This window comes from Bradyrhizobium sp. RD5-C2, from assembly GCF_019972155.1.
Lineage (GTDB): Bacteria > Pseudomonadota > Alphaproteobacteria > Rhizobiales > Xanthobacteraceae > Bradyrhizobium.
The window spans coordinates 154,629-179,170 of record NZ_BOVL01000008.1 but is presented as its reverse complement, the minus strand read 5'-3'; the positions used below and the strand labels follow the sequence as shown (position 1 = coordinate 179,170).

Annotated in this window: 23 protein-coding genes; 14 read left to right on the top strand and 9 right to left on the bottom strand. The window is 64.6% G+C overall.

Annotation, left to right across the window (positions count from 1 at the left end; translation table 11 throughout):
* Nucleotides 1-19: 19 nt before the first annotated feature.
* The 6 genes from sufC to BraRD5C2_RS08555 all read left to right on the top strand — a co-directional run bounded on the left by sufC (nt 20) and on the right by BraRD5C2_RS08555 (nt 4,818).
* Entirely contained in the window at nt 20-772 is a 753-nt protein-coding gene (gene sufC / locus BraRD5C2_RS08580; protein WP_223967850.1) for a Fe-S cluster assembly ATPase SufC, read from the top strand.
* Between the two features lie 17 nt (nt 773-789).
* Nucleotides 790-2,112, top strand: coding sequence for a Fe-S cluster assembly protein SufD (sufD, locus tag BraRD5C2_RS08575; RefSeq protein ID WP_223967849.1), 1,323 nt, complete (start codon nt 790-792; stop codon nt 2,110-2,112).
* Nucleotides 2,109-3,356, top strand: a complete 1,248-nt coding sequence (locus BraRD5C2_RS08570) for a cysteine desulfurase (RefSeq protein ID WP_223967848.1) — start codon at nt 2,109-2,111, stop codon at nt 3,354-3,356. The genes sufD and BraRD5C2_RS08570 overlap by 4 nt, the downstream gene beginning before the upstream one ends.
* Nucleotides 3,353-3,724 (top strand): SUF system Fe-S cluster assembly protein, encoded by a 372-nt coding sequence (locus tag BraRD5C2_RS08565; RefSeq protein WP_028342143.1) that lies wholly within the window; start codon nt 3,353-3,355, stop codon nt 3,722-3,724. Before BraRD5C2_RS08570 ends, BraRD5C2_RS08565 begins: the two co-directional genes overlap by 4 nt.
* Before the next feature lie 74 nt (nt 3,725-3,798).
* On the top strand, nt 3,799-4,188 hold the full coding sequence (locus BraRD5C2_RS08560) for a HesB/IscA family protein (RefSeq protein WP_018271449.1): 390 nt from the start codon (nt 3,799-3,801) through the stop codon (nt 4,186-4,188).
* A gap of 147 nt (nt 4,189-4,335) precedes the next feature.
* Nucleotides 4,336-4,818, top strand: a complete 483-nt coding sequence (locus BraRD5C2_RS08555; RefSeq protein WP_223967847.1) for a TfoX/Sxy family protein — start codon at nt 4,336-4,338, stop codon at nt 4,816-4,818.
* A 126-nt stretch (nt 4,819-4,944) separates the two neighbouring features.
* Here the strand turns inward: BraRD5C2_RS08555 and BraRD5C2_RS08550 are convergent, their stop codons facing one another.
* From BraRD5C2_RS08550 to BraRD5C2_RS08530, 5 genes are all read right to left on the bottom strand, one after another.
* On the bottom strand, nt 4,945-6,012 hold the full coding sequence (locus tag BraRD5C2_RS08550; RefSeq protein WP_223967846.1) for a GGDEF domain-containing protein: 1,068 nt from the start codon (nt 6,010-6,012) through the stop codon (nt 4,945-4,947).
* Nucleotides 6,013-6,323: 311 nt separating this feature from the next.
* Nucleotides 6,324-7,817: a DEAD/DEAH box helicase gene (locus BraRD5C2_RS08545; RefSeq protein WP_223967845.1), complete on the bottom strand. Its 1,494-nt coding sequence runs from the start codon at nt 7,815-7,817 to the stop codon at nt 6,324-6,326.
* A 252-nt stretch (nt 7,818-8,069) separates the two neighbouring features.
* The gene (locus BraRD5C2_RS08540; RefSeq protein WP_223967844.1) at nt 8,070-8,969 is read right to left on the bottom strand and encodes a helix-turn-helix transcriptional regulator; all 900 of its coding nucleotides are present in this window, start codon (nt 8,967-8,969) and stop codon (nt 8,070-8,072) included.
* Between the two features lie 180 nt (nt 8,970-9,149).
* Complete coding sequence (locus tag BraRD5C2_RS08535; protein WP_223967843.1) at nt 9,150-9,764, bottom strand: TetR/AcrR family transcriptional regulator; 615 nt, start codon at nt 9,762-9,764, stop codon at nt 9,150-9,152.
* 115 nt (nt 9,765-9,879) lie between these two features.
* Entirely contained in the window at nt 9,880-10,833 is a 954-nt protein-coding gene (locus BraRD5C2_RS08530) for a helix-turn-helix transcriptional regulator (protein ID WP_223967842.1), read from the bottom strand.
* A gap of 249 nt (nt 10,834-11,082) precedes the next feature.
* Between BraRD5C2_RS08530 and BraRD5C2_RS08525 the strand changes: the two genes are divergently transcribed.
* From BraRD5C2_RS08525 to BraRD5C2_RS08515, 3 genes are all read left to right on the top strand, one after another.
* Nucleotides 11,083-12,579: a caspase family protein gene (locus BraRD5C2_RS08525; RefSeq protein WP_223967841.1), complete on the top strand. Its 1,497-nt coding sequence runs from the start codon at nt 11,083-11,085 to the stop codon at nt 12,577-12,579.
* Nucleotides 12,580-12,651: 72 nt separating this feature from the next.
* The gene (locus BraRD5C2_RS08520; protein ID WP_223967840.1) at nt 12,652-13,896 is read left to right on the top strand and encodes an FAD-dependent oxidoreductase; all 1,245 of its coding nucleotides are present in this window, start codon (nt 12,652-12,654) and stop codon (nt 13,894-13,896) included.
* A 199-nt stretch (nt 13,897-14,095) separates the two neighbouring features.
* Nucleotides 14,096-14,872, top strand: coding sequence for an outer membrane protein (locus BraRD5C2_RS08515; RefSeq protein WP_223967839.1), 777 nt, complete (start codon nt 14,096-14,098; stop codon nt 14,870-14,872).
* 73 nt (nt 14,873-14,945) lie between these two features.
* Here BraRD5C2_RS08515 and BraRD5C2_RS08510 read toward each other — a convergent pair whose 3' ends face one another.
* The 4 genes from BraRD5C2_RS08510 to BraRD5C2_RS08495 all read right to left on the bottom strand — a co-directional run bounded on the left by BraRD5C2_RS08510 (nt 14,946) and on the right by BraRD5C2_RS08495 (nt 19,489).
* Nucleotides 14,946-15,716, bottom strand: coding sequence for a glucose 1-dehydrogenase (locus tag BraRD5C2_RS08510; RefSeq protein WP_223967838.1), 771 nt, complete (start codon nt 15,714-15,716; stop codon nt 14,946-14,948).
* Nucleotides 15,717-15,911: 195 nt separating this feature from the next.
* Complete coding sequence (locus BraRD5C2_RS08505; RefSeq protein ID WP_223967837.1) at nt 15,912-16,703, bottom strand: outer membrane protein; 792 nt, start codon at nt 16,701-16,703, stop codon at nt 15,912-15,914.
* Between the two features lie 228 nt (nt 16,704-16,931).
* Entirely contained in the window at nt 16,932-18,992 is a 2,061-nt protein-coding gene (gene parE / locus BraRD5C2_RS08500) for a DNA topoisomerase IV subunit B (protein ID WP_223967836.1), read from the bottom strand.
* 128 nt (nt 18,993-19,120) lie between these two features.
* A complete protein-coding gene (locus tag BraRD5C2_RS08495; protein WP_223967835.1) occupies nt 19,121-19,489 on the bottom strand; it encodes a hypothetical protein in 369 nt (122 codons plus the stop codon).
* Between the two features lie 188 nt (nt 19,490-19,677).
* Here BraRD5C2_RS08495 and BraRD5C2_RS08490 point away from each other — a divergent pair, with 188 nt between their 5' ends.
* The 5 genes from BraRD5C2_RS08490 to argC (BraRD5C2_RS08470) all read left to right on the top strand — a co-directional run bounded on the left by BraRD5C2_RS08490 (nt 19,678) and on the right by argC (BraRD5C2_RS08470) (nt 24,534).
* Nucleotides 19,678-20,208 (top strand): DedA family protein, encoded by a 531-nt coding sequence (locus tag BraRD5C2_RS08490; RefSeq protein ID WP_223967834.1) that lies wholly within the window; start codon nt 19,678-19,680, stop codon nt 20,206-20,208.
* 152 nt (nt 20,209-20,360) lie between these two features.
* On the top strand, nt 20,361-21,350 hold the full coding sequence (locus BraRD5C2_RS08485) for an MBL fold metallo-hydrolase (protein WP_223967833.1): 990 nt from the start codon (nt 20,361-20,363) through the stop codon (nt 21,348-21,350).
* Nucleotides 21,351-21,714: 364 nt separating this feature from the next.
* Nucleotides 21,715-22,386, top strand: coding sequence for an FMN-binding negative transcriptional regulator (locus BraRD5C2_RS08480; protein ID WP_223967832.1), 672 nt, complete (start codon nt 21,715-21,717; stop codon nt 22,384-22,386).
* Nucleotides 22,386-23,432, top strand: coding sequence for an N-acetyl-gamma-glutamyl-phosphate reductase (gene argC, locus BraRD5C2_RS08475; RefSeq protein WP_223967831.1), 1,047 nt, complete (start codon nt 22,386-22,388; stop codon nt 23,430-23,432). Before BraRD5C2_RS08480 ends, argC (BraRD5C2_RS08475) begins: the two co-directional genes overlap by 1 nt.
* Nucleotides 23,433-23,553: 121 nt before the next feature.
* Nucleotides 23,554-24,534: an N-acetyl-gamma-glutamyl-phosphate reductase gene (gene argC / locus BraRD5C2_RS08470; protein WP_223967830.1), complete on the top strand. Its 981-nt coding sequence runs from the start codon at nt 23,554-23,556 to the stop codon at nt 24,532-24,534.
* Nucleotides 24,535-24,542 lie beyond the last annotated feature (8 nt).

The following is a 24,542-nucleotide window of genomic DNA, read 5'->3' as shown; positions in this document are numbered from 1 at the left end:
GATGCTCAGGAAAAATCAGATGTCTCTGCTTGAAGTGAAAGATCTGCAGGTTCGTGTCGAGGAGCGTGAGATCCTCCACGGGCTGTCGCTCACGGTGAACCCGGGCGAGGTGCACGCGATCATGGGGCCGAACGGCTCCGGCAAGTCGACGCTTTCCCACGTCATCGCGGGCAAGCCCGGCTACGAAGTCACCGGCGGGCAAATCCTGTTCAAGGGCGAGGACCTGCTGGAGATGGCGCCCAACGAGCGCGCCGCCAAGGGCGTATTCCTGGCGTTCCAGTATCCGGTGGAAATCCCCGGCGTGACCACCTGGAATTTCCTGCATGCGGCGCTCAACGCCCAGCGCAAGGCGCGCGGCGAAGACGAAATCTCGTCGCCGGCCTTCCTCAGGAAGGTCCGCGAGGTCGCCAAGTCGCTCAACATTCCGCAGGACATGCTGAAGCGCGGCGTCAATGTCGGCTTCTCCGGCGGCGAGAAGAAGCGCAATGAGATCCTGCAGATGGCGCTGTTCGAGCCGGCCGTCTGCATTCTCGACGAAATGGATTCCGGCCTCGACATCGACGCGCTGCGGATTGCAGCCGACGGCGTCAACGCCTTGCGCTCGCCGGAGCGCGCGATGGTCGTCATCACCCACTATCAGCGGCTGCTCAACTACATCGTGCCCGACGTCGTGCACGTGATGTCGAAGGGCCGGGTGGTGAAGAGCGGCGGCAAGGAACTTGCGCTGGAGCTGGAAGAGTCCGGTTACGCGCAGTTCGAAGACGCTGCCTGATAAATGCGGGTTCTCAGATGAACGTTGTTGCAAAGACCGAGACCGGACGCGCGCTGGGCGATGCATTCGCCGTCGTGCGCGACCGTCTGCCGGGCAAGGGCAAGATCGCCGATCAGCGCCGCGAGGCATTCGAGGCCTATGAGCGCCTTGGCCTGCCGCATCGCCGGATCGAGGATTGGAAGTACACCGACCTGCGCGCGCTGATGCGCGAGGTGCTGCCGCTGGCCCCTGCGCCGGATGCCGCAGCACTGAATCGCGCCGCTGCTGCCGTCGAGCTGCGGGCGATCGACGGCGTGCGCCGCCTGGTGCTGGTCGACGGCGCTTTCGCGCCTGATCTGTCCGATCTCGGTAATCTCGACAAGGGACTCAGCATCCGCCCGCTGCGCGAGGTGCTCGACGCCGGCGATGCCGCGCTTTCGGCGCAGGCCTTTGCGTCAGACACGTCCAATCCCATGATCGCACTGAACGGTGCGATGGCGACCGATGGCGTCGTCATCGACATCGCCAATGGCACGGTGCTGGCCCAGCCGCTGCACATCGTCCACGTCGCCTCCGGCGCGACGCCGACTGCGATGTTCACGCGTTCGCTGCTCCGGCTCGGCCGCGATACCGGCGTGACGCTGGTGGAGAGCTATCTCGCAGGCGATGGCGCCAAGGCCTATCAGACCCATGACGGGCTGATTGTCGCGATCGGCGACAATGCGCGGCTCGATCACGTGCGTCTGGTTGAAGACAGCGTCGATGCCTTCAACATTTCCTCGGCGACCGTGTCGCTCGGCGCGCACGCCCATTTCAACACGTTCGGCCTGACCTCGGGCGGTCATGTCAGCCGCTACCAGCTGACGGTCACCTGCGCCGGCGAGGGCTCCAATGTTGAGACCAACGGCGTCAACCTGATCAACGGCAAGCAGCACGCCGACACCACGCTGTTCATGGATCACGCGGTGCCACACTGCGCGAGCCGCGAGATATTCCGTGCCGTCGTCGACGACCGTGCCCATTCCGTATTCCAGGGCCGCATCATCGTCCGTCCGGACGCGCAGAAGACCGACGCCAAGATGATGACCCGCGCGCTGCTGCTGTCCGATGACGCGGAAGCCGACAACAAGCCCGAGCTCGAAATCTTCGCCGACGACGTCACCTGCGGTCACGGTGCGACCACCGGCGCGCTCGACGAGAGCCTGCTGTTCTACATGCGCGCCCGCGGACTGCCGGAGAAGGAAGCGCAGGCGCTTCTGATCCAGGCCTTCGTCGGCGAGGCGATCGAGACGATTGCCAGCGACGCGTTGCGCGAGGTCGCAATTGCGACCGCGCAGCGCTGGCTTCAGGCGAGGGCGTGAGCATGCACAAGGCGGTCGCCAACGGTTCTTACGACGTCGCTCTGGTGCGGCAGGATTTCCCGGCGCTCGCCATGCAGATCTACGGCAAGCCGCTGGTCTATCTCGACAACGCGGCCTCGGCGCAGAAGCCGAACGCGGTGCTCGACCGCATGACCGAGGCCTACAAGAGCGAATACGCCAACGTGCATCGCGGCCTGCATTACCTCGCCAATGCCGCGACGGAGGCCTATGAGGGCGCCCGCGGCAAGGTCGCGCAGTTCATCAACGCCCGCCGCACCGAAGAGATCGTCTTCACCCGCAACGTCACCGAGGCGATCAATTTGGTGGCATCGTCCTGGGGCGGGGTGAACATTGGGGAGGGCGACGAGATCGTCCTCTCGATCATGGAGCACCATTCCAACATCGTGCCGTGGCACTTCCTCAGGGAGCGTCATGGTGCCGTGATCAAGTGGGCGCCGGTCGACGACGAAGGCAACTTCCTGATCGAGGAGTTCGAGAAGCTCCTGAGCCCGCGTACCAAGATCGTCGCGATCACCCAGATGTCGAACGCGCTCGGCACCCTGGTTCCGGTCAAGGAGGTGGTCCGGCTCGCCCACGCCCGCGGCATTCCGGTGCTGGTCGACGGCGCACAGGGCGCGGTGCACCTGCCTGTCGACGTTCAGGACCTCGATTGCGATTTCTACGCTTTCACCGGCCACAAGGTGTACGGGCCGACCGGCATCGGCGCACTCTATGCCAAGCACGAGCATCTGGTGGCGATGCGGCCGTTCAACGGCGGCGGCGAGATGATCCGTGAAGTGGCCAAGGATTGGGTCACCTATGGCGATCCGCCGCACAAGTTCGAGGCCGGGACGCCGCCGATCGTCGAGGCGATCGGGCTCGGTGCTGCGATCGACTACGTCAATTCGATCGGCAAGGAGCGCATTGCTGCGCATGAGCATGAGCTGCTCAGCTACGCGCAGGAGCGCCTGCGCGAGATCAATTCGATTCGCGTGATCGGCACGGCCCGCAACAAGGGCCCGGTGATTTCCTTCGAGATGAAGGGCGCGCACCCCCACGATGTCGCGACCGTGATCGACCGGCAGGGCATCGCGGTGCGCGCCGGCACCCATTGCGTGATGCCGCTTTTAGAGCGGTTCAACGTCACGGCCACCTGCCGGGCGTCCTTCGGAATGTATAATACAAGGGAAGAAGTCGACCATCTGGCGCAGGCGCTGATCAAGGCGCGGGAATTGTTCGCATGACCGATACAGCCGAAGTCAAGACGGCCACCATGGAAACCACCTCGGCACTGCCGGCGGAGGAGACCGAGCGCATGAGCGGCGAGATCGTCGCAGCGCTGAAGACGGTGTTCGATCCGGAAATCCCGGCCGACATCTACGAGCTCGGCCTGATCTACAAGGTCGACCTCAAGGATGATCGCTCGGTCGACATCCTGATGACGCTGACCACGCCGAACTGCCCGGCCGCCGGCGAGTTGCCGCAGATGGTCGAGAACGCGGTTGCCAGCGTTCCCGGCGTCGGCGTCGTCAACGTCAATCTGGTGTGGGATCCGGCCTGGACGCCGGACCGGATGTCGGACGAGGCACGCCTCGTCCTCAATATGTGGTGATGCGTTAGGGGATCGAGCTTAACCTTGGAATGACTGGCAATTGATTTGCCGCTGGGACTGACCACATGAGTGACATGACACAAGCCTCACCAACCCCAGCCAAGCCGAAGCGCCCGCGCCCGCAGGTCATGAGACTGACCGATGCCGCGGCGGAGCGGATCACCGAGCTGACCAAGCGCGCCGATTCTGAGATCGTCGGCCTGCGCGTCGGCATCAAGAACGGCGGCTGCGCCGGACAATCCTACACCGTCGAATACGCCCATGAGATCCGTCCGACCGACGAAGTGGTCGAGGACAAGGGCGTGAAGATCCTGGTCGATCCGAAGGCCGTGCTGTTCCTGCTCGGCACCGAGATGGACTACGTGGCCGACAGGATGCAGGCCCAGTTCGTGTTCAACAACCCGAACCAGGTTTCCGCCTGCGGTTGCGGCGAATCGGTGCAGCTCAAGCCGGCGACGGTCTGATCGCTGCTGCGCCCTCGCGAGCGCGCAATCGCGCTCGCGCGTTATCCGATACCCACCATCGTTGCATGTCGACGCCGTCGTCGACCATACTGCGCTGCCAACAGGCTGCGGCAGGCGCGTTCGGCCGCGCTGGAACAAGGGTGGCACATGGACCGCGAATTCCTGACCGACCTGTTCGCCGATTTCGGTCCGGTCACGCTGCGCCGGATGTTCTCCGGCTACGGCATCTCCGCTGACGGCACCAACTTCGCGCTCGCCCTGCGTGCCGGGCTCTACTTCCGCGCCGACGAGGAGACCATTCCGCAGTTCGAGGCCGAAGGCTCCAAGCCGTTCCAGTACACGACGCGGGAAAAAACCGTCACGGTGAACTCGTACTGGCAGCTGCCGGCGCGGCTGTTCGATGATTCCGAGGAGCTTGCGGTCTGGGCACGCTCGGCGCTCGGCGCCGCCCGGCGCGCCGCGCTGCGCAAGCGGCCGAGGAAACGGTCGGCTGAGCGGACGGCGAAGGCGCCGGTGAAGAAGGTCGCCGCGAAGAAGAGCGCGGGGAAGAGGGCAACGACCAAAAGAGCGGCGAAGAAAGCGGCCAAGACGACCAGCAGGCGCGCTCCGAAGAAAAAATCCTCACCCTAAGGCCGCCGCTCTATCCACGTCATTGCGAGGAGCGTAGCGACGAAGCAATCCATCTATCCGCATTTGCGGGCAGATGGATTGCTTCGCTTCGCTCGCAATGACGATGGGGAGAAAGACGCGGACCGGTCACGCCACTTGGGTCTGGGTCTCGGCGCTGTATTCCGGGTCGGCTTCGCAGATCACGCGGTTGCGGCCGGCGCGCTTGGCGGCGTAGAGGCAGGCGTCGGCGCGCTCGATCAGCGAGTCCGTGTCGTCGGCCGGCTTCAGCATGGAGACGCCGACCGAGATCGTGACGCGGCCGAGGATCTCGCCGGTCGACTTCTTCTTCAGCTCCTTGGCCATCACGGCACGGCGGATGTGGTCGGCGACCGTCAGCGCCTGGCGCAGCGCGGTGTTCGGCAGCACCACCGCGAATTCTTCGCCGCCATAGCGGGCGGTGATGTCCTGGCCCTTGATGGTCTGCTTCAGCGACTGCGCCACCAGCCGCAGCACCTGGTCGCCGGTGAGATGGCCGTAGGAATCGTTGAACGACTTGAAGTGATCGATGTCGAACATCAGGAGCGATAGCGGCTCGCCGCTGGCCAAAGCAGCCTGCACCGCCATGTCGATCGAGCGGTCGAAATATTTGCGGTTGCCGAGGCCGGTGAGCGGATCGGTCAGGCTCTCGGCGCGGATCGCCTCGAGGCTGTGTTGCAGGTCGCTGATCTCCGACTTCGACAGCGCGAGCCGGTTCTCCAGTGCCTGATTGGTCTCGCGCATCTCGCGCGTCGATTTGGCCAGCCCCTCGACGATGGTCTTGATCTGGTCGCGGGTGGTCGCGGTCGAGAGCCGGTCGCTGGCGCCGACGAGGCTCGCGTCGTAGGTCGCGGACACGCCGAGCGCATCGGTGATCAGCCGCATGACGGCGTCGATTTCACCGATGACGCGTGCGCCGACCTTGTCGATGCGGTCCGAGGTCTTGATGTGCGACAGATAGGTTTCGTAGATCTGCTCGAGATCGGATTCAGAGAGCTTGCCGCTGCGCGCCAGCGTCTCGTTGATGACCTTGTTGAGCGGTGCGTTGTATCCGGTCGCGTAGACGTACCAGATTTCGTAGTTGCGCGGCACGGCGGTCTGACGAAGCGAGCGAATCTGACCAAGTGCGACTTCGGCAAAGGCCAACGTACGTTCGTGTTCGTCCAGCAGCTTGACCACTGTTACGTCCTTAATGCACGCAATGCCGGTCATGCCCGGCAGCAATGACTAAATTATTGCGCGAGGGTACGGGACGAGAATGAAGGCAAAGTAAACAGTGGAACTACGGGATTTCGCCGCGACTAATGTCGTACGAACGCGATCCCATCGCGGATCGCGCGCGGCTTTCGCAAGCTTTTGGCTTGCTCGCCATTGCGCTGCGAAAACTGCGCGCATTTGCTTCAAACGCGAGGAATCAGCGTGGGTGTCGGTCGGCGGCGAAACAGATTCCGCGGAATGCCGCCGCTGGCGCGGCGGCATCGGAGCCGGCCTTAGGCGCGTGCGCGCACAGGTCGCAGCAGGAAGGCGGGCAGGTGCGAATGATCGGCGGGCTCATGGTCCGCCTCGCGCTGCGGCCGCGATGGCTCGGCACGCCCGATCGACGGCACGTGCGACGGGGTGGCCCTGGGCGCGGTGCCGCGGCCGTGACGCGGTTCGCGCTCCGGCTTGGCTGCACGCTCCTGGCGGGGCTCCTGGTCCTGACGCGGCTCGCGTTCACCCTGACGTGCTTCGCGTTCGCCTTGACGCGGCTCACGCTCACGTCGCGGCTTGCGGCCGCCGCGGGCGCCGTCGCGCGAACCTTCGCGGCTGCGCGAGCGGCGCGGCGCACCGTCCTCGTCGGAGGCCTCGCTCTTAACGGTGAAGTCGCCCTCGGCGCGCGGGATCGGCTGGCCGATCAGCTTCTCGATCGCCGTCATCGACTTGCTGTCGAGCGAGGTGACAATGGAGATCGCGGTGCCGGTGCGTCCGGCGCGGCCGGTACGGCCGATGCGGTGGACGTAATCGTCGGGGTGGTGCGGCACGTCGAAATTGAAAACGTGGCTCACGGCGGGAATGTCGAGGCCGCGAGCGGCGACGTCGGAGGCGACGAGCAGCGGAATCTCGCCCTTGCGGAATTGATCCAGCGCCGCGGTGCGGGCGGACTGATCCATGTCGCCGTGCAGGGCGCCGACACTGAAGCCGTGCTTCTGGAGTGATTTGTGAAGGACGGCGACTTCGCGCTTGCGATTGCAGAAGATGATCGCGTTGTTGAGGTCCTTGGCGTCGCGCAGCAGGCGGCGGAGGATCTCGCGCTTGTCGTGCGCTTCGCGACCGGCCGGGACCTGCAATTGCGTCACGGTGACGGCGGTGGTCGCGGGCTTGGAGACTTCGATCCGGGCCGGATTGTGCAGGAAGGCCTCGGTGATGCGGCTGATCTCAGGCGGCATCGTCGCGGTGAAGAACAGGGTCTGCCGCGTGAAGGGGACGAGCTTGCAAATGCGTTCGATGTCGGGAATGAAGCCCATGTCGAGCATGCGGTCGGCTTCGTCGATCACCAGCAGCTCGACGCCGGTGAGCAGCAATCCGCCGCGTTCGGTGTGGTCGAGCAGGCGGCCGGGCGTTGCGATCAGGACGTCGACGCCGCGCATCAGCTTGGAGTCCTGGTCGCCGAACGAGACGCCGCCGATCAGCAGCGCCACGTTCAATTTCTGACCGGCGCCGTATTTGTCGAACTGCTCCTTCACCTGCGCGGCAAGCTCGCGGGTCGGCTCGAGGATCAGGGTGCGCGGCATGCGTGCCCGCGCGCGGCCCTTCTCAAGCAAAGTGAGCATCGGGAGAACGAAGGCAGCGGTCTTGCCGGTGCCGGTCTGGGCAATGCCGAGCACGTCGCGCCGGGCGAGGACGTGCGGGATTGCCTGTTCCTGGATGGGAGTGGGGGTGGTGTAACCGGTGGCCGCAACTGCGGCGAGGACCTTATCGGACAGGCCTAGATTGGAAAAAGACATTGAGCCTCTGGTCGAAACCGCCGTTCGGCATCGCAGGTAAAAGGCTGTCGCGTTCGGCCCCGAAACGGCTCGCTTTTCTATAAAGCTCGGGGGCTCTGACTAACGCTGACGGACGGCAAACCTGACGAATCGCGTTTCGATCCGAGGGCCGCGTTGTCCGCAACATAGGGGCGAAAGCGGTAAAGTCAATCTTGGAACCAGCCGAAGAGCCGAAAAAGCTTAATGTTTTCGCCGAAATAACCGTCGTTTCCGTCATTTGGCGGTCAAATGAATCACTACCTCCGTATCCGATGGCGCGGCCTGGACGGGGGCCTGCACGCTGTTTCGGGCCCTGAATTCGCCGGGCGTCAGGCCTTCGGAGGCGCTGAAGATCCGGTAGAACGTCGCCAGGCTGTTAAACCCGCAGGCGAGGGCGATATCGGCGATCGGCCGCGGCGGCTTTTCGCAAAGCAGCCTGCGGCTCTCGCCCAGACGCTCGGCGGTGACGGTCTGCGAAAAGCTCGCCCCCGTCGCTTCGAACAGGACGTGCAGGTAGCGGACCGAGACGCCGAGCAGGTCGGCGATCATCCCCGGCGACAGCGCCGGCTTCGCGAGGTGGCGCGTGATGAGGCGGCGCGCGAGGCTGAGCCGGCCGACGCGCAGCGCCTGCTGGGCGCGGCGGCTGCCCGGCCTGATCGCGCCGCGCTCGATCAACGCAAGCTCCGCCACGATCTTGACCAGCGCAGGAATGTTCGCGGTATCACCGGCCTCGGTGGCCTCCTTGAAATCGGCAAGGCAGGCTTCGAGCAACGGCGCCCAGCCGCGATTGCTTGTCGTCGGAGAACTCCGACGCGCAAGCGCGAGGGCTGCAGTCTGATCAACGCGCTGGTCCAGGGCATCGGAGCCAGGGGCGCACGCCGGGCCTGCGGATGGCGATTCCGTGCCATGATCCTCGAGCTTAGTGCGCATCGTGCATGACCCCTCGCTCTGCATCAGACCGCGCGTCGCCGGTAAGGAAATTGGCTGTGCCGAGCCTGGGCGAAGCGCCAGCGCGGTTCTGGCGAAATCGCCGGAAATTATCTTCTCAATGCGCGCAGGCTGATCACTTCGGTTCGGAGGACACGGAATCGCGCCACGATTGGCCGGGTCGTCCGTCTGTCCCATGTCAGCCATTCGAGATGTCTCCAAAGGTCTTGCGATGCAATATCGTATATTTCACATAGTTATGTAAAATATGAAATAGCCAACAAGCGGCCAAACTTATCCACGGGCCCGGCGAAATGGTCCGGCCGGTCTCTGATGGTCGATTGTCGGGGGCTAGCGGAGACGGCCGTGCGCGGGCCGTCGTACGGACTACTTCCGCTTCGGCATCACCGCGCAGCCGTAGAGCACCATCGCGCACATCTGGCGGTAGCGGGCCGAGAAGTCGTCGCGGGCGATCGGCGGCAGCGCCTGGTTGACGGCCCGCGTGCCGTCCGCAAGGGCCTGTGCGATCTGCACCGGTTTGAACGCGCCGTTCAGCTTCAGCAGCCGTGCGGCCTGCAACTCGATCACCAGTCTTTCCAGATCAGCCTGGAACGAGACGGCGGATTTGATCATCAAATCGCGGCAGCGCTTGAAGGCCTCGGCATTGAGCTCGACGGTGTGCGGCGAATGGGTGAGGCGGCGCCGCGTCTCGCCGTAGCGGACGTCGAGAATCGTCGCGAAAATATCCAGCGCGCCGCCGCCCTTCGCCCGCACGGACTGGCCGGCCTCCAGCGCGAGTGCCACGTCCTCGACGTGGCGCCAGGCGATGACGGCGCGAAACGCCTCTTCCTTGTTGCTGAAATAGTAATACAGCGCGCGCTGTGTGAAGCCGCAGGCCTTGGCCAGCCCGACCATCGACAGCCCGCTATAGCCGTAGTCGAGAAAAGCCTGATTGACCTGCGCCAGCAGGTCAGGTCCAGGCTTGATCATCTTCTTCGACATCAGGATCCCAGGGACGACGAGGGACGGCGCGTGACGCCGGGAATCCCGATTACGGGCATCAAGGCGCTTTAGCAACCCGCAAGTGCCCGGTGTCCCGGCCGGTTCGGATCGAGGCTCAGGCCACCCGTGCCCGGTAATCGCCCGGGGTCATCGATTCGGACGCATTGAAGAGGCGGTAGAACGTCGCGAGGCTCTCGAAGCCGCAGGCGAACGCCACCTCGGCGATCGTCTGCCCGGATCGCTCGCGGAGCAGGCGGCGGCTTTGCGCGAGCCGAAGCGCGGTGACGGTCTCAGAGAAAGTTTTCTCCGTCTCCTCGAACAGGATGTGCAGGTGACGCACCGAGATGCCGAGCAGGCCGGCGATCAGGCTTGGCGTCAGCGCAGCATCAGCGAGGTGCCGCTGGATCAGGCGGCGGGCCTGTGACAGATGGGCGCTTCGCAGGGCCTGCTGCGCGAGCCGGCTCTTGGGACGCATGATGCCGCGCTCGATCAGCGCGATATGGGCGAGGGCCTGCACCATCGGGGCCGCGTCCGCCGCGGTGGCGTCATGGCCTTCGACGAGGTCGCGGAAGCAGGATTCCAACAATGGCCGCAGCGCGGTCTCATCCTGCACCGGCCGCGGGACGAATTCGCCGAGCTCGGCACCCGGCGGGACGATGTTCGCCACCGGGATCTTGATGATGCGCAGGTGGAAGCCGTCGTCGCGAAGCGGGGCGGTCTGATAGGGCAAGTCCGAATAGCTGGTCGCGAACATGCCGTCGCGCACCGCGAATTCATCGAGCCGCGCGCCGCCGAACCAGCCGCCACCGCCGAGCTGCTGATAGATGCACAGGCTGTCGCTGCGGGCGTCGGCGATGTCGCCGGCGCGCCGCTCGACGCGGTAGGGCGAGGCCCGCAGCTCGACCAGCCCGGCATCGCCGAGCTGGCGCAGCGAGAACTCGCCGAAGAAGTCGCGGCGGTGCTCGGGTTCGAGTTCCGCGGTGACGCCGAACAACCCCTTGGCGCGCACCTCGCGCCAATAGTCGAAGCGATCGCGGGGATCGACTTGCTCAGTGGACCATGTGTACACGGAAAAGCCCCTGGAATGCCCTTGGGACGTGCGGAGAGCTCGCGCCGGATGGAAGGTGGAATCTATCATGCGGGCCGTAAAAAGAAACTTGACCTAGGACGGACGGGACGCCTCATGGGGCCGAGAGGGTCGCCAAGGCGGCGGTCAAGACGGCCGTCCGGCGTCGGCCTTGAACCGGCCAAACGGCTGATCCGACTATTAGGCGGCGGTCGCACGAGCGGCGCACTTGTCGTGCAGGCGGGAATTGGGATGAAGAGCTGGCTTTCGAGACTTTCAGCGACCCTGTTGGCGGTCGCATTTGTTGCGTCGGCGGCGCCCGCCCAGGCTGAAAAGCGCGTCGCCCTGGTGATCGGCAACAATGATTACAGGAACGTGCCGAAGCTGCAGAAGGCGGTCAACGACGCCCGCACCATGGGCGACACGCTGAAGCAGCTCGGTTTCAACGTCATGGTGGCCGAGAATCTGAACCGGCAGGCGTTCTCCGAGACGCTGCTCGCCTTCGACCGCGCCGTGGAACCCGGCGACACCGCGTTCTTCTTCTATGCCGGTCACGGCTTCGAGATCGCGGGCCAGAACTTCCTGCTGCCGACCGACGTGCCGGCCGCGACCGAAGGGCAGGAGGAGCTGGTGCGCGACGCCTCGGTTCTCGCCGACCGCATCATCGAGCGATTGCAGAACAAGAAGGCGCGGACCTCGATCCTGGTGTTCGACGCCTGCCGCAACAATCCATTCGAGCGCGCCGGCACGCGCGCCGTTGCCGGTGGCGGTGGCCTTGCGCCGATGACGCAGCTACCGGAAGGCGTGTTCTCGGTGTTCTCGGCGGGGCCGCGCCAGACCGCGCTCGACCGGCTCTCGAACGACGACGCCAATCCCAATTCGGTGTTCACGCGAACGTTTGCCAGGGAGCTGCTGCAGCCCGGTGAAAACCTGGTGCAGGTCGCCCAGCGTACGCGGCGTCTGGTCAGCGAGATGGCGGAGACCGTGAAGCACAAGCAGATCCCGGTCTATTTCGACCAGATGGTCGACGACGTCTTCCTCAACGGGATCGCGAAGGCGCAGGCCGAGGCGGCCAAGCCGTCCGCTCCGCCGCAGCAGGTGGCCGCGCTGCCGCCGGTCTCGGTGCCGAAGCTGCCGAAGGACGATTCCATCAACGCGCCGATCGCGAGCTTCTCGCGGCACAATGGCGGCTGGACCGTCGTGTTCTCGATCGCCGATCCGACCCTCGGCATCTCCTGGCGGATCGGCGATAGCGGCGACTTCCGCGAAACCGGCTTCATGGACACGCTCGATCCGCGCACGCGCAAGCGGATGCCCAATCCATCGATCGAGCTGCCGGCCGATGCGCCGGCGGCCACGATCGAGCTTCGCTATGTCGATACGCAGGGCGAGATGCAGGGGCCGTTCCCGATCAAGTTCGATCCCGATGCTGCGCTGATCCGCGACCAGCGCAAGATCCTCGACATGACGGCGACGAGCTGGCTGTCGTTCCGCGAGTTCAACGGGCTGCTCGTCTACTACACGCACCTGATGTCGTACCGTTGCGCGATCCGCGAGGTGCGGATCGGCATCGACACCGCGGTACCGGACAAGGTGTTGAAGATGCCGGCCTGCAATTCGCGCGATCCGAGCGCAATCCCGTCGGACGCGCAGCCTTATCTGAAGCTCGCGCCGCAGACCAAATCGGTTTCGGTGGAGCTGACCTATCGCGACGGCAGCGTGTCGGAAATCAAGACGTTCAGACGATAGCCTTGCATCCCTGTCGTCCGATCCGCGTTACAATCGAGGCCTGAGGGTCGAAGCAGCGGTAGGGAAGGCATCATGGATGCAGGCAATCCGGTAGCGCCGAAAACGCGTCAGATGAAGGTGCGCTGCTGCGTCGTGGGCGGCGGGCCGGCCGGCATGATGCTCGGCTACCTGCTCGCGCGCGCCGGGGTCGATGTCGTGGTGCTGGAGAAGCACGCCGATTTCTTCCGCGACTTCCGCGGCGACACCGTGCATCCATCGACCCTGCAGGTGATGGACGAGCTCGGTCTGATCGACGGCTTCCTGAAGCTGCCGCACCAGGACATCCAGAGGCTCGACGGCATGTTCGGCGGCACCGCGGTGCGGATCGCCGACCTCAGCCGCCTCAGCGTCAAATATCCATTCATCGCGATGATGCCGCAGTGGGACTTCCTCAATTTCCTGCGCGAGAGCGGCAAGCGTTTCCCTTCGCTCAAGGTGTTGATGAACGCCGAGGCGACCGACCTGATCCGGCGCGGCGACGCTGTTGCGGGCGTCCATGTGAAGACGCCTGATGGCCCTATCGAGATCGAGGCGGATCTCACCATTGGCTGCGACGGCCGGCATTCGATCGTGCGCGAGCGCGCCGGCCTCGACGTCGAGGAGATCGGCGCGCCGATGGACGTGCTGTGGTTTCGCGTCGGGCGGCGTCGGGACGAGACCGAGAATCTGTTCGCCCGCATCGACCACGGCAAGATGATGGTGACGTTCGATCGCGGCGACTATTGGCAATGCGCCTATGTGATCGCCAAGGGACAATACGAGGCCGTGAAGGCGAGGGGATTGCCGGCGCTGCTCGACGACGTGCTGCGGCTCGCGCCGATCCTCAAGGCCGGCATTGCCGACGTGAAGAGTTTTGACGACGTCAAGCTGCTCACGGTTGCGATCAATCGCCTGACGCGCTGGACCCGTCCCGGCCTGCTTTGCATCGGCGACGCTGCGCACGCGATGTCGCCGATCGGCGGCGTCGGCGTCAACCTCGCGGTGCAGGACGCGGTCGCGACCGCGAACATCCTGGCGGCGAAGCTCGTCACTGGCTGCCCGTCGGAGGACGAGCTCGATGCCGTGCGGCGACGCCGCGAATTCCCGGTGCGGGTGACGCAACGCATGCAGGTGATCGCGCAGAACAACCTCATCAGCGCCGCGCTGAAGGGCGGCGATGAGCCGGTGCCGTTCGCGTTGCGGTTGATCACCGCGATGCCCTGGTTGCAAGGGCTGACGGCGCGTCTGGTCGCGGTCGGGGTGCGGCCGGAGCACGTGCACTCGCCGGCGGCGCGTTGACCGGCGTCGCACGCAGGGAAGGAATTTATCAAGGATAACAGCTCCTTAAAGGAGCCTTTAGAAGTTGCGTGATTGCAACAGACCGACATGATTCGAAACCGGCAGACACGGATTCTGCGCGGCCGGTTCCCGCGGTTTGCTTTTGGTAAGGGTCTCTCTGGGAAAGCTCGTCTCCGTCAGACAATCTGGGGATGCCACCATGTCTCATGCCAAATTCATTGCCGCGCTGACCGTGACTACGGCGCTCGGCGTCGGCGCTGCATCGGCCGCCGACCTTGCCGCCCGTCCGTACACCAAGGCGCCGGCCTATGTGGAAACGGTCTACAACTGGTCCGGCTTCTACCTCGGCGGCCATCTCGGCGGCGCCTGGACCAATGAGCAGTGGGTCAACAGCGCGAACACGACGGCGTTCGGCGATCTCGCACCCGGCCAGGGCTTTCGGCAGCGCGGCTCGGGATTCATGGGTGGCGGTCAGATCGGCTACAACTGGCAGGCCAACAACTTCGTGTTCGGCGTCGAGGGCACGTTCTCCGGGCTCGACAATTCCGGCCGCGTCACCAACACGGTGTTCGGCGTCGGCCGCGACGATCAATTCAGCTGGCGCTCGAACTTCATGGCAACGATCGTCGGTCGTGCCGGCTACGCGATCCAGAACAATCTGCTTTATTTCAAGGGCGGCTATGCGGGCGTGAACAACCGCCTGTCCGTCGTCGACAACCTTCCGCCGGCAACCGGCTCCGGCAGCCAGACCCATTGGGCCAGCGGCTGGACGGTCGGCGCCGGCTGGGAATACGGCATCACCCGCAACTGGACGGTCGGCGTCGAATACAACTACGCAGCCTTCGAGCGTCAGACCTATCAGCTCGCCGGGACCGCTGCGGGCACCTACACGTTCGACGCCAAGCCGCGCGACATCCAATGGGCGGTGGTGCGGATGAACTACAAGTTCGACGCGCTGGTCATCGCGCGTTACTGAGCTCTACTGAGGCGAACAGGATGCAGGAGCCCCGGCCAACGCCGGGGCTTCTGTGTTTCATGGATCCGGTGTTTCAGGCCATCACTGAGTAGCCGCCGTCGACGGGGATCGCGGTGCCGGTGACGAAGTCCGACGCCGGCGAGGCCAGGAATACGGCAATCCCTGAGAAGTCGTCGATCGCTCCCCAGCGGGCCGCCGGCGTGCGTGCGAGCACGCGCTCGTGCAGGCCCGCGACCTGCTGGCGCGCGCCCTTGGTCAGATCGGTGTCGATCCAGCCCGGCAGGATGGCGTTGACCTGGATGTTGTCGGGGGCCCACGCGTTGGCGCAGGCGCGGGTGTACTGCATGATGCCGCCCTTGCTCGCGGCATAGGCCGCAGCGAAGCTCGCGCCGAAGATCGACATCATCGAGCCGATATTGATGATCTTGCCGTGGCCCGAGGCCTTGAGCGCCGGATAGGCCGCCTTCGAGCACAGGAAGGCGCTGGTGAGGTTGGTGTCGATCACCTTGCTCCACTCGTCGAGCTCGAGCTGGTGCGGCGGCTTGCGGATGCTCATGCCGGCGTTGTTGACGAGGATGTCGATCCGGCCGAGCTCGCCCGTGACCCGCTCGACCATCGCCGCGACGGCGGCCTTGTCGGTGACGTCGGTTGCCACCGCGATAGCCTTGACGCCGCGCTTGCCCAGATCCTCGACGGCGGCCTTCGATTTCGCCTCGTTGCGGCCGACCACGGCAACCGCCGCGCCGGCGTCCGCCAGGCCGCGCGCCATGCCAAGCCCGATGCCGCCATTGCCGCCGGTGACGATCGCGACCCGGCCCGAGAGATCAAACTGTCCGTTTCTCATTGTTATTGTCCGCTGTGGTTTGAACCTGCGGAGAGAGTGCCCGATCGCCACAGCGCTGACCAGATCGAGCGCGGCCAGTCGGCCCTGCGCGAAGAGGCGCGCGCGCGAAGTTGTTCTCGAACGTGTTCAGGCAACAAAAAAGCCCCGGACAATGCCGGGGCTTTTCGTCTGCTGGATCAGCAGGGACTATTCAGCTCAGTACTTAGCAACAACCGGACCGGTCCAGTTGAAGCGATAGACCAGCGAGGTGCTGATGGTCTGGACGAGCGGCTTGAAGGTGATGTCGCGGCCGTTCGAGATGTTGGTGACGTCGGCGAGTTCCGAGATGTTCTTGCTGTCGTAGTAGGCAGCACGGTACTCGGTCTTCATGAACCAGCCCGGCGCGGTGATGCCGAAGATGTTCAGGTTGTTCTCGACGCCGCCGCCGACGAACCAGCCGCTGCGATCGAAACCGTTGGTGTGCAGGCCGGAGGGAAGTGCGGTCGCGGTGTTGAACAGCGTGGTGCCCTTCCAGTGCGAGCTGGAGTAGCCGGCGTTGACGTAGGACAGAACGTTCGGAGCGACCAGATAACCGAGGCGCGCACCGGCGGCCCAGCTGTAGTCATTCTTGATCGAGCCGGCGACGAACGGACCCTGATCCTGGATCGTGCCCTTCAGGCTGCCGAACTGGCCGTCAGCGAACACGCCGAGGACCCAGCTGTTGGCGGTCTGCCAGTCGTAACCAGCACCGACGGTGCCGTACCAGCCATCGCCGCCCTGGCGCTGATTGAAGCCGAGGATCGGCGCGCCCGTGACAGTCGACTGGACACCGGTGTCAGCGTCCCAGACGCCGCCGCCGCCACCGCCGAAGATGTAGAAGCCGGTCCAGCTCGGCGCGACCGCGATCGGGGCCGGAGCCTTGGTGTAGGGGCGGGCGGCCAGATCGGCAGCCGACGCGGAACCCGTCATCGCAGCAACCGCGGTCAGAGCGAGCAAAATCTTCTTCATATCCAAATCCTCGACTTTAGCGTTCGATCGGGTCGCTGACGGGGGCGCGATCGCACTGATTCCCGAAACTCATGTCAGGACTATACGTGGTTCCGTCGGAAATGCTGTTGCGGGTGAGACACAACCGCCCGAAAAGGAAACCGCGGCCACTCTCCGAGAGGGCGAATGAAAACGGCCGCCCCGATCTGGATGCGGCCGGAAAATCATTTCAAATCAGTCGGTTGGGCCCTAGACGTCGAGCAGGTCGTCGCTCGCAAATTCGGCCTTGTCGGAGATGAAGGCAAAACGGGCTTCCGCCTTGGTGCCCATCAGCCGCTCAACCGAGTCGGCGGTGCCCTCACGATCGTCGGCAAGCAGCACCACGCGCAGCAGCGTGCGCTTGGCCGGATCCATCGTGGTCTCCTTGAGCTGCGCCGGCATCATCTCACCGAGGCCTTTGAAGCGGTTCACCTCGACCTTGGCGTTGGCGTTGAATTCGCTCTTGAGCAGTTCTTCCTTGTGCGCGTCGTCGCGGGCGTAAACCGACTTGGTGCCGTGCTTCAATTTGTAGAGCGGCGGCACCGCCAGATAGAGATGCCCTTCGTCGATCAGCCGCGGCATCTGCCGGTAGAAGAAGGTGATCAGGAGCGATGCGATGTGCGCGCCGTCGACGTCGGCGTCGGTCATGATGATGATGCGCTGATAGCGCAGATCCTCTTCGCGATAGTGCGCGAGCGTGCCGCTGCCGATCGCCTGCACGAGATCGGAGAGCTGCGCGTTGGCGGTCAGCTTGTCCTTGCCGGCGGACGCGACGTTGAGGATCTTGCCGCGCAGCGGCAGCACGGCCTGCGTCTTGCGATCGCGCGCCTGCTTGGCGCTGCCGCCGGCCGAGTCGCCTTCGACGATGAAGAGTTCGGAGCCTTCGGTGCCGGCATCCGAGCAATCCGCGAGCTTGCCGGGAAGGCGCAGTTTCTTGCCGGCGGTCTTGCGCGCGGTTTCCTTTTCCTGGCGGCGGCGCAGCCGTTCCTCGGCGCGATCGATCACGAAATCGAGCAGCCGGTTGGCCTGGTTCGGATTGCCCGACAGCCAGTGGTCGAACGGATCCTTCATCGCCTGCTCGACGATGCGCTGCGCTTCGGCAGTGGCGAGGCGGTCTTTGGTTTGGCCCTGGAATTCAGGCTCGCGCACGAACACCGAGAGCATCACGGCCGCGCCCACCATCACGTCTTCCGAAGTGATGGAGGCCGCGCGCTTGCCCTGACCGGCGCGCTCGGCGTGGTCCTTCAAGCCGCGCAGCAGCGCGCTGCGCAGGCCCGATTCATGCGTGCCGCCATCGGGCGTCGGCACCGTGTTGGTGTAGGACGACAGGAAGCCGTCGGCATCGGCCGTCCAGGCCACCGCCCATTCGCACGCGCCATGCGCGCCGCTGCGGCCGGATTTGCCGGAGAAGATATCCTGATGCACCAGCGTGTCGGCATGGATCGCCGCGGCGAGATAGTCCTTAAGGCCGCCGGGGAAATGAAACTTGGCTTCTGCCGGGACGTCTTCAACGCCCTTCAACAGCTCCGGATCGCAATGCCAGCGAATCTCGACGCCGCCGAACAGATAGGCCTTCGAGCGCGTCATCTTGAAAAGACGCTGCGGCTTGAAGGCCGCCTTGGCGCCGAAAATGTCGGTGTCCGGCTTGAAGCGGATCCGCGTGCCGCGGCGGTTGTTGACCTTGCCGAGGTCTTCGAGCTTGCCCTTGGGATGGCCGCGCTCGAACGTCATGCGATGCAACTGCCCGCTGCGCGCGACCTCTACCTCGAGCCGCGAGGAGAGGGCGTTGACCACGGAGACGCCGACGCCGTGCAGACCGCCCGAGGTCTCGTAGACCTTGGAGTCGAACTTGCCGCCCGAATGCAGCGTGCACATGATGACTTCGAGCGCTGACTTCTTCGGGAATTTCGGATGCGGGTCGACCGGAATGCCGCGGCCATTGTCGGTCACGGTCAGAAAGCCGTCAGTGGTCATCTCGACGTCGATGAAGGTGGCGTGGCCGGCGAGCGCCTCGTCCATGCAATTGTCGATCACCTCGGCGAACAGGTGGTGCAGCGCCTTCTCGTCGGTGCCGCCGATATACATGCCAGGGCGACGGCGGACCGGCTCCAGTCCTTCCAGCACCTCGATATCAGCCGCCGTATAGCCGGCTTCGGCGCCTCCGGTAGGCCGCGAAGCAGCCTTCGCCGGGGCGCGTCCCTTCGGCTCCGGGGCTCCGAACAGGTCGTCGGCAGATTTACTTTTGGCGTTTGATTTCAGTGGTTTGGTCATGGTTCTTCAAGTGGCGCGCCAGTCACGGCGCAGCGAATCGGTTGCTCTGACTATGCCACGGATGGGCTGCCAAATGGGGGCGGCCGCGCCCCGAGGGCTCGGCCGCCTGTGTAGATAGGAGCCCGCGATTACGCCCGCGAGGTGCGAAATACAACGACCGTGAACAGGGCCATGGCGGCGACCACCATCAGTGACCCGACGATCGGCGCCGCCTCGAAAGAGGGACCCTTCAGCAACACGGCGGCAACGCCGGCCGGAAACAGGATGCCGCCGACGATATGCAGCCAGCCCTGGATTTTGGCGAGCAACATGGCTCCCGCCGCCGGCACCAGCCGGTAATACAGGCCGAACAGGAACAGCAGCACGCCGCCGACCAGATTGAGATGCGCATGCGCCGGCCCCAACGTGAAGTCGTGCTGGATACCCATAACGATGCCCGCGAGCATTCCGAACAACAAGACGAGAACGCCCACGCACATCATCAGTGACCCGATCATCAAGTGATTCCTTTTTCTTATGAGGGAGATGCCAGCCAGCCTGGACCGCAGGGGCCTTACGGGAAATCACGTTCGATCCCCGCCTTTGTGACTTGATGTCACGCAATGGGCTGGCTTACCTGTTCTTAGGCTGCGTGCGGCTAGAAAGGTTCATTCGGGGTTCAACGGAGCGGAAGGCACTCGACGAGATGGAAGACTTTACGCGGGCCCTGGCCGAATTCGTCCGCCATCACCAGGCCTGGGCCGCTCCGATCGTCATGCTGCTGGCGTTCGCTGAATCGCTCGCCTTCATCTCGTTGCTGGTGCCCGCCTGGGGCGCGCTGGTTGCGATCGGCGCCCTGATCGGCGTCAGCGGCATCAGCTTCTGGCCGATCTGGATCGCGGGCGGCATCGGCGCCGCGCTCGGCGACTGGGTCTCCTACTGGTTCGGCTATCGCTACAAGGAGCAGGTCGCGCAGATGTGGCCGCTGTCGCGCTATCCGGAGATCCTGCCGCGCGGCGAGGCCTTCGTGAAGCGCTGGGGCGTGCCCAGCATCTTCATCGGCCGCTTCTTCGGCCCACTGCGTGCCTCGGTGCCGCTTGCGGCCGGCATTTTCGAGATGTCGTACTGGCAATTCCAGATCGCCAATTTCGTCTCCGCCCTGGTCTGGTCGGCGGCGCTGCTGCTGTTCGGCGACGTCATCGGCCAGGTCGTCGAGTGGATGTGGCGGGTGGTGTAACGACGTCAGGAATATCGCTGCGATGCAGGGGTTAGCGGAAGAACAATTGCTCGCACAGCCGTCTTCACGCGACTGTCAAAACGCTGAGCAAAACTCACCACAGCGGACGCGGCTCCGCCGGGCGCATCATTTCTTCACTGGGAGGACATCAGATGGATCTGACACGACGTCACGCTCTCGCAGGTGCTGCCGGCATCGCCGCCGCACCGTTGTTATCAGCCGTTCCCGCGGCCGCGGCAGCGCCCGCCGCCGACAAGCAGGCGCCGAGCTTCTATCGCTACAAGGTTGGCGACATCCTGGTCACCGTGGTGTCTGACGGCAAGAACGTCTTCAAGCTGGAAGATGCCTTCATCCCGAATGCGAAGCGGGACGATGTCAACGCGGCGCTGGAGAAGGCGTTCATGCCGCGCGACGTGGTGTCGATCTGGTTCGCGCCGCTGGTGCTCAACACCGGCGGCAAGCTGGTCGTGATCGACACCGGCAACGGCGCGCTGGCGAAGGCCAGCACGAAGGGAGCCAATGGCCTGTTCGCCGACAATTTCGTCGCGGCCGGCTTCGATCTGAAGAATGTCGACATGGTCGTGATCTCGCACTTTCACGGCGACCACGTGAACGGCCTGCTGACGGCCGAGGGCACGCTGGCATTCCCGAACGCCGAAGTGCTGGTGCCGGCGACCGAATGGAAGTTCTGGATGGACGACGGTGAGATGAGCCGGGCGCCGGCCGGCCGCATGGCGGGCCTGTTCAAGAACAACCGCAACATCTTCGAGGCCGGCCTGAAGAAGAAGGTCACGCCCTATGAATGGGGCAAGGAGATCGCGCCGGGCCTGACCTCGGTCGAGACCGTCGGCCATACGCCGGGCCATACCTCCTACGTGCTGGCCTCGGGTCCGGACAAGGTCTTCATCCAGTCCGACGTCACCAACAATCCGAACCTGTTCGCGGCCAATCCCGGCTGGCATGCGTTCTTCGACCAGGACGGCGACGTGGCGGAGAAGACCCGCCGCCGGATCTACGACATGGTGGTCGCAGAGCGGCTTCAGGTGCAGGGCTTCCACTATCCGTTCCCGGGCCTCGGCAATGTGGTCAAGGACGGCAACGGCTACCGCGTCGTGCCGGCGCCGTGGAATCCGGCCATTTAGGTCCGTCATTCCCCGGTGCGCAATGGCGCACCTGAGGGCGATGCGTAGCATCGAACCCGGAATCTCGCGCCGCAATCTCTGGATTCCCCGATGCGCAATTGCGCATCTGAGGTTCGCGGGCAGGGCGCGCGCGCCGGAATGACGAAAGCAAACCTTGACGCAAAACGGGCGCGGCCTTATAGCCGCGCCTATGATCAACGCCGCGACCATCATCATCGCCCGCCGCCGCCGCATTCTCGCGGTATGGGCGGTCGCTCGCGTTTAAGACCATCGCCTCTGCCGCCGGATCCGATCCCGCGGCGCTCTCCTGAAAAAGACACGCGGTTCGATCTGGCGGCTCCTTCGTCATGCAGGAGCTTCGACCATGTATACGCCACCGCCTTTCAAGCCTGACCGCGCCGCGAGCCTTGCATTCGCGGACGCGCGCGGTTTCGGCATCGTCTGCGCGTGCGACGGCGGCAAGCCGATCGCCTCCGCGCTGCCGTTCTATTTGACCTACGCCGCCGACGGCACGCCGCGGGCGCTGTTTCATGTTGCCCGTCACAATCCGCTGGTAAAGCTGGCGAACGGGAGCCCGTGGCTGCTGGCCGTCAACGGCGCGGATGCCTATGTGTCGCCGGACTGGTACGTGTCGCCCGATCAGGTGCCGACCTGGCTTTATCAGGCGGTGCATCTGACCGGGCCGGTGCGGACGTTGTCGGATGAAGAGCTTGCCGTTCAGATCGACGTGCTGAGCGCCAAGTTCGAGGAGCGGCTGCTGCCGAAAAAGCCGTGGGTGTCGGGCAAGATGACCGCCGCGCGGCTGGAAGGCATGAAGAAGGCCATCGTGGGCTTTGAGATGACGGTGGAAGAGGTGGAGGGCAGCTTCAAGCTGAACCAGCACAAGTCTGAAACCGATTTCGCGGCGGTCGGCAACACGCTCGCATTGCAGGCCGAAGCCGGTGCCCGGGACATCGCGGCTTTGATGCGCGATGTGCGCCCGCAGGCTTTCGCAACGACACAGGCCGAGATGACTACGCTTCCGAGGAGCGAGTAATGACGAAGAAGAAAATCGGAATTTTGGGCGCGTCCGGCTACACCGGCGCCGACGCGGTGCGCCTGCTGGCGCGGCACCCGAACGCCGAAATCACCGCGCTTACCGCCAACACCCATGCCGGCAAGGCGATGAGCGAGGTGTTTCCTCACTTCTTCATGCTCGACCTGCCAAAACTCGTGGAATGGGAAAAGGTCGACTGGACGCGGCTCGATGCCGTGTTCTGCGGACTGCCGCACGGGACGACGCAGGAGATCATCGCCGCGGTGCTGAAGGCCAATCCCAGGATCAAAATCCTCGATATGTCCGCGGATTTCCGACTGCGCAACAAAGACAGCTACGCGCAATGGTACGGCCACGAGCACCGGGCGCTCGAATTGCAGGACGAGGCCGTCTATGGGCTGACCGAACTCTACCGCGAGAAGGTCACGGCCGCGCGGCTCGTGGCCTGTCCCGGCTGCTATCCGACGGCGGTACTGCTGGCGCTTGTTCCGCTGGCGAAGGCAAAGCTGATTGACGTCGACGACATCATCATCGACGCAAAATCGGGCGTCACCGGCGCCGGACGCGGACTGAAGCAGAACACGCTGTTCAGCGAGGCCGGCGAAGGGCTGTCGCCCTATTCGATTGGAAGTCATCGACACTCGGCGGAGATCGAGCAGGAGATGGGCGCGGCCGCTGGCTCGGCTGTGACAGTGAACTTCACCCCGCATCTCATTCCGATGGCGCGGGGTGAGTTCTGCACATCCTATGTCAAGCTCAATGGGGCCACGCCGGACGATTTGCGCGCCGAGTTGGAAAAGGCCTACGCCAACGAGCCGTTCGTCTATGTGACGAAGAAGGGCGTGCTGCCACAGACGCAGAACGTACGCGGCTCGAATTACGTTCAGATCGGCGTCGTCGCCGACCGGATCAAGAACCGCGCCATCGTGCTCTCGACGCTCGATAATCTTGTGAAGGGTTCGGCCGGACAGGCGATCCAGAACATGAACCTGATGTTCGGCTTGCCCGAAACCACCGGGCTGGAACAGATCGCGCTGTTTCCATGAGCAGGGGTTGTTGTCGTGGGCGAGGGCGCGCTCAATCCAGGGATAACTGCCCATCCCCGTTGGCAGCGCAGGCGCGGCCAGATGTGTTAAACGAAACGAACGATCTCGAAAGGACCATGCCATGACCGTCACCGACACCAACCAGCCGAAAACCAAGAGCGGTGCGACCAAGGCCACCGTGTTCGTCGACGGCGCGTCCGGCACCACCGGCCTCGGCATCCAGGAGCGGCTGCACACGATCGGTGACGTCGCGGTGAAGCAGATCGCCGAGGACAAGCGGAAGGACGCGGGCGCCAAGCGGGCGCTGATGGAGGAGGTGGATCTCGTGATCCTCTGCCTGCCGGACGAGGCCGCCAAGGAGACGGTCGCGCTGATCGACACGATGGGCAATTCGGCGCCGAAGGTGCTCGATGCGTCGACCGCCTATCGCGTCGCGCCCGACTGGGCCTACGGTTTCGCGGAGCTCGCGCCTAACCAGGCCGACAAGATCCGCACCGCGCAGAAGGTCTCCAATCCGGGCTGCTATCCGACCGGTGGCATCGCGCTGCTGCGGCCGCTCGTCGATGGTGGCCTGCTCCCGGCCGACTATCCCGTCACCATCAATGCGGTGAGCGGCTATTCGGGCGGCGGCAAGTCGATGATCGCAAGCTTCGAGGACGGCTCGGCGCCGGCCTTCCATCTCTATGGTCTCGGCTTCGAGCACAAGCACGTGCCGGAGATGCAGCTCTATTCGCATCTGACGCGGCGGCCGCTCTTCGTCCCGTCGGTCGGCAACTACCGGCAGGGCATGCTGGTCTCGGTGCCGCTGCAGCTCGACGCGCTGCCGGGCAAGCCGACGGGCGCCGACCTGCAAGCCGTGCTGGCGAAGTGGTACGCCGGCAGTAAATGCGTCTCGGCGATGCCGCTGCAGAACGAGGCCAGCAAGGGCGGCAAGATCGAGCCGGAGGCGCTCAACGAGACTAACCAGCTCGAGCTCTATGTGTTCGCCAGTGACAAGCACCGCCAGGCCGTGCTGGTCGCCCGGCTCGACAATCTGGGCAAGGGCGCCTCGGGCGCCGCGGTCCAGAACATGCGGCTGATGCTCGGGCTTTCCGACAGCTGACGGCGAGG